The organism is Kitasatospora putterlickiae (genome assembly GCF_039527695.1).
Lineage (GTDB): Bacteria > Actinomycetota > Actinomycetes > Streptomycetales > Streptomycetaceae > Kitasatospora > Kitasatospora putterlickiae.
This window is the reverse complement of record NZ_BAAAKJ010000228.1, coordinates 3,856-10,494: the sequence shown is the minus strand read 5'-3', so window position 1 is coordinate 10,494 and position 6,639 is coordinate 3,856. Positions and strand designations below refer to the sequence as shown.

The following is a 6,639-nucleotide window of genomic DNA, read 5'->3' as shown; positions in this document are numbered from 1 at the left end:
TGGCTGGAGGGCGTCACCACGGTCGGCCTGACCAGCGGCGCCTCGGTGCCGGAGGTCCTGGTCGAGGGCGTGCTGGAGTGGCTGGCCGCGCGCGGCTACGAGCCGTACCCCGTGGAGGACTCCGCGGGGCCGGTCGTGCGGATGCGCAACTGCCCGTTCCACGCCGTCGCCGAGCGCTTCCCGCCGTTGGTCTGCGGCATGAACCTCGCGCTGCTGGAGGGGCTGCTCGGCGCGGACGGCCCGCTGCGCGCCCGGATGGATCCCCGGCCCGGGGAGTGCTGCGTGGTGGTCGAGGCTTCTAAAAACAATACTGATTGACATAGAAAACGCGGCCGTGCTGGGATGAGCCATGACCTCACCCCCGGCCGCGCCCGCCGCCCACCTCGCGCAGTTCAACGTCGCCACGCTCAGCCACCCGATCGACGACCCCCGGATCGCCCCGTTCGTCGAACAGCTGGACCCGGTCAACGCCGCCGCCGAGGGCGCGCCCGGCTTCGTCTGGCGGCTCGTCGAGGACGGGGCCGCCGACGCCACCGGGCTGCGCCCGGCCGGCGCGAACGTCATCGTCAACATGTCGGTGTGGGAGAGCCAGGAGGCCCTGTGGGACTTCACCTACCGCAGCGGGCACCTGGACGTGGTGCGACGGCGCCGCGAATGGTTCCAACGGCACGTCGAGGCGCACCTGGCGCTCTGGTGGGTGCCCGCCGGGCACCGGCCGGGCCTGGACGAGGCGATGGAACGGCTGGCGGACCTGCGGGCCAACGGGCCGTCACCGCGCGCGTTCACCTTCGCCTCCCCGTACCCGGCGGCCGACGCCGTTGTCAGTGCCACGCGCTAACGTTCCGGGCATGTCGATCACCGCACACCTGCGCGGCTCGGTGAAACTGCCGGGTGGCGCCGCACTGATCAGCGGCTCCGCGCTCGAACGCCGGGGGGACGGGTCGCGCCGCGCGCTGCTCCGGCACGGGGGCGAGCTGGCGGTCCACGAGCTGGAGGGGCTGTTCGCCGGGGAGCGCACGCCGGCCGCCGTCTTCCCGCTGCTCTGGCCGGCGTGGCCGCACGGCGGCCAGTCCGTGAGCCCCGACGGGCGGTTCGCGGTGTTCGCGGGCCAGCGCGCCGTGCGGGCGGTGGCGCGGAACGGCACGACGCTGTGGGAGTACCCGCACGCCTGCTGGGGACACCCGGACGGCCACCCGCACACCGGCGACGCGCAGGAGGTGTGCGCCGGGTGGGAACACGGCTCGTGCCTGGTCTCCGACGACGGCCGGCTGGTCTGGGCGCACGTCGCCTCCGTCCCGGCGGCACGGGACCACCGGGACCACCAGGAGCACTGGGTCGTCCTGGACGCCCGGGACGGCGGGGAGTCGGCCCGCCTGCCGCTGCCGGACAGCGAGTCCTCCGGCTCGCACCAGCTCTCCCACCCGGACGGCGCGCACATCGGCCTCGCCATCGGCATGGGCCAGGACGGCGCCCTGCTCCACTGGGCCCGCCTCGACGGCGCGGAACTCAGCGGCTGGGACCTCAACCACGACCTGGACCGCGTCCTGGCGGACATCCACCCGGGCCACCCCGGGTTCCTGACGGTCGAGCACGGCGGCGGGGACCTGCGGCTGCACGCGCTGGACGGCACCGTGCTCGCCCAGCGGGAGCCCGGCCAGGGCGAGGACGAGGACCCGCCCTGCTGGGACCACGACTGCGGCTTCGTCGACGCCGGCACCGTCCTCGCCTCGACCCTGGACTGCGCCGACGATCCGGCGGACGGGCGGCACTGGCTGCTGGACGCCCGCACCCTGGAGACACGCGGGAGCGTCGACTACCCCGGCGGCCCCGCCGACGGCTACGCGCGCCCGCTCGGGGACGGCACCTGGCTGACGTACGACGACGCGGACGGGACCCTCAACCGGTGGGGCGTGACGCCGATGTGAGCGGGTCAGGCGGATCGGTCGAGCGGGAGGGCCATCTCCAGTTCACGGGCGGCCGGGTCGAGCGGGTAGGCCTTGGTGGCGCCGGTGAAGTCGAAGCCGCGGCGGCGGTAGAAGCCGGCGGCGCGGGCGTTGTCCTCGTGCACGGTCAGGACGAGGCGCCGTGCCCCGGCCTGGTCGCGCGCCCAGGCGACGACGGCGTCCAGCAGCCGGTCCGTCACCCCGCGCTCGCGGCCCCGGTGCTCCGGCGCGACCCAGACGCCGGCCAGCATCGCCGTGCCGGGCTCGGGCGTGCGGCCGATCATCGTGCCGATCCACTCCCCCGGCGTCCCCGTGACGGCGACCAGGCCGACGGCACCGGGCTCGTTGACCTTGCGGACCCGGGACCGCCACTCCTCCTCGCCGTGGGCGAGCGCGGTCTCATGGGTCTCCAGGAAGGCCATGGGCGTGTCGAGCAGCTGCGCGAGGCGCACCTCCCGCATCCGCTCCCAGTCCGCCGGGCCGATCCGCTCGATGCGGTAGTCCATGGCCGTGCCTCCCCGTGATGATCACCGTTCCTGCGGCTCAGCAGCATAGGCCACCGACGACCGGCTCCGGCAGGGCGTCGGCGCAGGTCAGGGGCGGCGCGGGCGGATAGGGTGCGGGAGCGGCGCGCACCCGCCGCCGACAGTCCGCCGAAGGAGCCCGCCATGCCGACCGACCCCGCCGCCGAAGCCGCCGAGCCGTCGATCGCACGGTTCGGGCTGGGCACCGCGGCCGTCGGCCGGCCCGGGTACATCACGCTCGGCCGCGACCTGGACCTGCCCGCCGAGCGCACCGTCGAGGCCCTGCGGGAGCGCACCCACGCCCTGCTCGACGCCGCCTTCGCGGCCGGGGTGCGCTACTTCGACACCGCCCGCTCGTACGGGCGCGCGGAGGAGTTCCTCGGCGCCTGGCTCGCCGCCCGGCCGCAGGAGGCGCGGGAGGTGACGGTCGGCAGCAAGTGGGGCTACACCTACACCGCCGACTGGCGGACCTCCGGCGTTCCGGCGCACGAGGTCAAGGAGCACTCGACGGCGGTGTTCGACCGCCAGGTGGCGGAGACCCGCGCGCTGCTCGGCGGGCCGCCGGACCTCTACCTGGTGCACTCGGTCACCCCGGACAGCCCCGCGCTCACCGACCCCGCGCTGCACGCGCGGCTCGCCTCGCTGGCCGCCGAGGGCGTCCGGGTGGGCCTGTCCACCAGCGGCCCCGGGCAGGCCGCGGCGGTGCGGGCGGCCCTGGAGGTGACGGTCGACGGGCGGCCGCTGTTCGCCGCCGTGCAGTCCACCTGGAACCTGCTGGAGCCCTCCGCCGGCCCCGCCCTCGCCGAGGCCTACGAGGCCGGGTGGCTGGTGGTGGTCAAGGAGGGCATGGCCAACGGCCGGCTCGCCGACCGCAACGCCACCGGCCCGGACACCGCCGCGCTGCGCGCGCTCGCGACCCGCGTCGGCGCGTCCTGCGACGCCCTCGCGCTGGCCGCCGTCGCCGCGCAGCCCTGGGCGGACCTGGTGCTCTCCGGCGCGGCCACCACCGGTCAGCTGGCGTCCAACCTGGAGGCCGTCGGGCTCGCCCCGGGCGCCGACGACCTGGACGGCCTCGCGGAGCTGGCCCAGCCGGCCGAGGAGTACTGGCACACCCGCTCGGCGCTGCCCTGGGCCTGACGGCCGGTCCCGGCCGCGATCCCCTCAGCTCGCGGACCGGCGGACCGTCAGCATGTCCTGGGTGTGCCCGATCGCGTAGCCGCCCTCCGGCCGGGCGAAGTGGCGCTCGACGTAGGCGGCCAGCTCGGCGCGCTCGGGCAGCGGGTCCATGGTGGCCAGGTCGGCCACGTTGATCATGAACTCGGCGACGTCCACCGCCTCGTCCAGCCGGTCGGTCCGGTAGTGCAGGTCGAGGGCCTCGATCGCGTAGGTGTACCGCGGACCGGCCCGCTCCGCGTCCTGGGCCGCCAGTTGCCCGGCCAGCGGGCGCAGGTCGTACCGGACGCCCGTGAAGTGCGCGGCCATCCGCATGCACGGGCTCTCCGGGTTCTGCAGCACCACCAGCAGCGTCCCGCCGGGCGCCACCCAGTCCAGCACCCGCCGCACGGTGGCCGGCCAGTCCGCGGGCGGGACGTAGTAGAGCACGTGCGAGAGGTGGACCAGGTCCGCCGGCCCGGGCGGCTCGGCCGCGTCCACCGGCTCGGACAGGACCAGCGCCCCGGGGCAGGCCAGCCGCAGCTTCTCGCGCATCGAGGCACTGGGCTCGACGGCCACCGTGCGCTCGAAGTACCGCGCCAGGTAGGCGGTGGTGCGCCCCTCCCCCGCGCCCACGTCCAGAAACGTCCGGCGGTGCTCCAGTCCGGCGACCACCTCGCCGAGCCTCGCGTGGGTGAGCGGCTTCTCGTCGGTGCCCGCGAGGAACAGCTCGAACGCCCGGCGGTAGTCCGCGCCGGAGACGTCCAGTACCCGGACCGGACCCGCTCCCGCCGCCCTCGTCCCCGTCTCCGTACCCATCCGACGACCTCCTCCTCGACCGTGTCCCTGCCGGGGCCAGTGCACCCCGGCGCGGCGCCGCACCGGCGCAGGCACGTTCCTGCCCGCGCGTCGCCCCCGCCGTCGCCCCCGCCTGAAGCGGCGCCGCCGACCCTCGCTGGACCTCCGCCGTCCGACGTCCGTGCATGCCGCGGCCATGTCCACGATCGCCGCGCCCGGCACGCTCGGGGCAGCCGGCACCGGGCACACCCCGCCCCCGACCGGCCCCGCCCAGCCACCCCTCCGCACCACCCCGCCGGAAGGAAGACGACCACCCGTGTCCCGTGCCGCCCGCCCCCGCCACTACCTGATGTGCCGTCCGACCCACTTCACGGTCGACTACTCGATCAACCCGTGGATGGAGCCGGCGAAGCCGACCGACGCCGCCCTCGCCGTCGCCCAGTGGGAGCGGCTGCACGAGCTCTTCCTGGAGCTCGGCCACACCGTCGAGCTGATCGAGCCGCTCCCCGGCCTGCCCGACATGGTGTTCGCCGCCAACGGCGCCACCGTCGTCGACGGCACCGCCCTGGTGGCCCGCTTCCGGCACCGCGAGCGCGCCGACGAGGCCCCGGCGTACCTGGAGTGGTTCCGCTCCCGGGGCTACCGGACGGTCGCGCAGGCCGGGTTCGCCAACGAGGGCGAGGGCGACTACCTGCTGGTCGGCGAGCGGATCCTGGCCGGGACGGGCTTCCGCACCGACCGCCGGGCGCACGCCGAGGCGGAGCGGCTGCTCGGCCGCCCGGTGGTCACCCTGGAGCTGGTCGACCCGCGCTACTACCACCTGGACACCGCGCTCGCGGTGCTCGGCGACGACGAGGTCATGTACTACCCGGCGGCGTTCTCGCCGGAGAGCCGGCGCACGCTCGCCGCGCTGTACCCGGACGCCGTGCTCGCCTCCGACGAGGACGCCGCCGTCTTCGGCCTCAACGCCGTCCCGGACGGCCGCCGGGTCGTCCTGCCGGAGGCCGCGGTCGGGCTGGCGGCGCGGCTGCGCGCGCGGGGCTTCGAACCGATCGGGATCGACGTCACCGAGCTGCTCAAGGCGGGCGGCAGCGTGAAGTGCTGCACCCTGGAACTGCGCGGCGCCCCGGCCTGACCCGCCGCGCCCCCCTGGCCCGCCAGGTGCCCTGGCCCGCCGCCGCGCCGTCCGGGCCGCCGGCGAAAGCGGTTGTGCCCCCGCGGCCGCTCAGTGCTACGGTCGACCGGCCGGCCGCGGGACTCCGGTGCGACTTCCGAAACGTGCCCTTAACGCGATGATTCGCAGTTCGTGCCCCCATTCCCCGGCCGGCCCCAGGACACGACAGGGCACGACAGGACACGACGGGGCGCGACAGTGCGCGACTCGGGACGTGCGGAGGGACGGCACCGGACAGTGGAGACCTACGGGGACCTCGTCGCCGCCGAGGACGTGCTGCTGTTCGTCAACGCCGCGATCACCGGCACCGGGCAGCGCGAGTTCCACACCGGGGCGGCCGAGCAGCAGCTCTCGCTGGACTTCCTGCACGAGTACATGCGCGTCAACTACCGGGGCCCGTACGCCGCCGCGCTCGCCCTCGACATCAACGACCACAACGCCGCCCTGATCGTCCGCCGCCTGCTGGAGACCTCCCGCGACGCCACCGGGGAGCAGCGGCGCACCGAGGGCCGGCTGATCGCCCGCCGGCTGGAACTGCTGCCGCCGCAGCGGGTCTACCGGCTGATCGGCGAGCTGCGCCGCGCCAAGGTCAACAACCGCCGCACCCGGGCGATCCTGCGCGACTGGCTCGCCGCGCGCCCCGACCAGACCCTCGACGCCGTCAAGTACCGCGCCGGGCTCAAGCGGGCGCTGCGCCACACCCACCTGCGGCCCGCCGAGCCGGAGACCGGCGACTTCCTGTACGCCCCGGGCCGGCGCGCCAAGTACCAGGCGCCGCTGCTGGACGCCTGGCGGCGCGCCCACCACCAGCAGACCGCCGTCTACGAACTCCCCTACACCGTCGCGGAGTCCTTCGCCCAGCGGCACGGCATCCCGCGGGCCGCCTTCCTGGAGCGCATCGCGCCCCGGCTGACCGCGCTGGAGCGGCTGCGGCTCCAGGAGTCCGCCCGCGCCCACGGAGCCGGCGCCGTCGCCGCCGACCTCACGCGGATGCCGCTCACCCGGCTCGCCTCCTACGTGCTGGGCCTGCCGCCCGGCGACCGGGTCG

At 75.7% G+C, this 6,639-nt stretch carries 7 protein-coding genes and 1 pseudogene; 6 read left to right on the top strand and 2 right to left on the bottom strand.

Annotation, left to right across the window (positions count from 1 at the left end; translation table 11 throughout):
• The 3 genes from ABD308_RS23065 to ABD308_RS23055 all read left to right on the top strand — a co-directional run.
• A partial coding sequence (locus tag ABD308_RS23065; RefSeq protein WP_486327034.1) for a helix-turn-helix domain-containing protein occupies positions 1-318 on the top strand: 318 nt, incomplete at its 5' end.
• 31 nt (positions 319-349) lie between these two features.
• Positions 350-838, top strand: a complete 489-nt coding sequence (locus tag ABD308_RS23060; RefSeq protein WP_344338136.1) for a DUF3291 domain-containing protein — start codon at positions 350-352, stop codon at positions 836-838.
• Positions 839-848: 10 nt separating this feature from the next.
• Entirely contained in the window at positions 849-1,925 is a 1,077-nt protein-coding gene (locus tag ABD308_RS23055; protein WP_344338134.1) for a hypothetical protein, read from the top strand.
• A 5-nt stretch (positions 1,926-1,930) separates the two neighbouring features.
• On the opposite strand, the gene ABD308_RS23050 is transcribed toward ABD308_RS23055, so the two are convergent.
• Positions 1,931-2,449: a GNAT family N-acetyltransferase gene (locus ABD308_RS23050; protein ID WP_344338132.1), complete on the bottom strand. Its 519-nt coding sequence runs from the start codon at positions 2,447-2,449 to the stop codon at positions 1,931-1,933.
• A 162-nt stretch (positions 2,450-2,611) separates the two neighbouring features.
• Between ABD308_RS23050 and ABD308_RS23045 the strand changes: the two genes are divergently transcribed.
• A complete protein-coding gene (locus ABD308_RS23045; RefSeq protein ID WP_344338130.1) occupies positions 2,612-3,604 on the top strand; it encodes an aldo/keto reductase in 993 nt (330 codons plus the stop codon).
• A 24-nt stretch (positions 3,605-3,628) separates the two neighbouring features.
• Here the strand turns inward: ABD308_RS23045 and ABD308_RS23040 are convergent, their stop codons facing one another.
• Positions 3,629-4,438 (bottom strand): class I SAM-dependent methyltransferase, encoded by an 810-nt coding sequence (locus tag ABD308_RS23040; protein ID WP_344338128.1) that lies wholly within the window; start codon positions 4,436-4,438, stop codon positions 3,629-3,631.
• Between the two features lie 328 nt (positions 4,439-4,766).
• Here ABD308_RS23040 and ddaH point away from each other — a divergent pair, with 328 nt between their 5' ends.
• Positions 4,767-5,552, top strand: a complete 786-nt coding sequence (ddaH, locus tag ABD308_RS23035; protein WP_425554831.1) for a dimethylargininase — start codon at positions 4,767-4,769, stop codon at positions 5,550-5,552.
• Positions 5,553-5,828: 276 nt separating this feature from the next.
• Positions 5,829-6,639 (top strand): annotated as a pseudogene (locus ABD308_RS23030) (hypothetical protein); the annotation flags it as partial.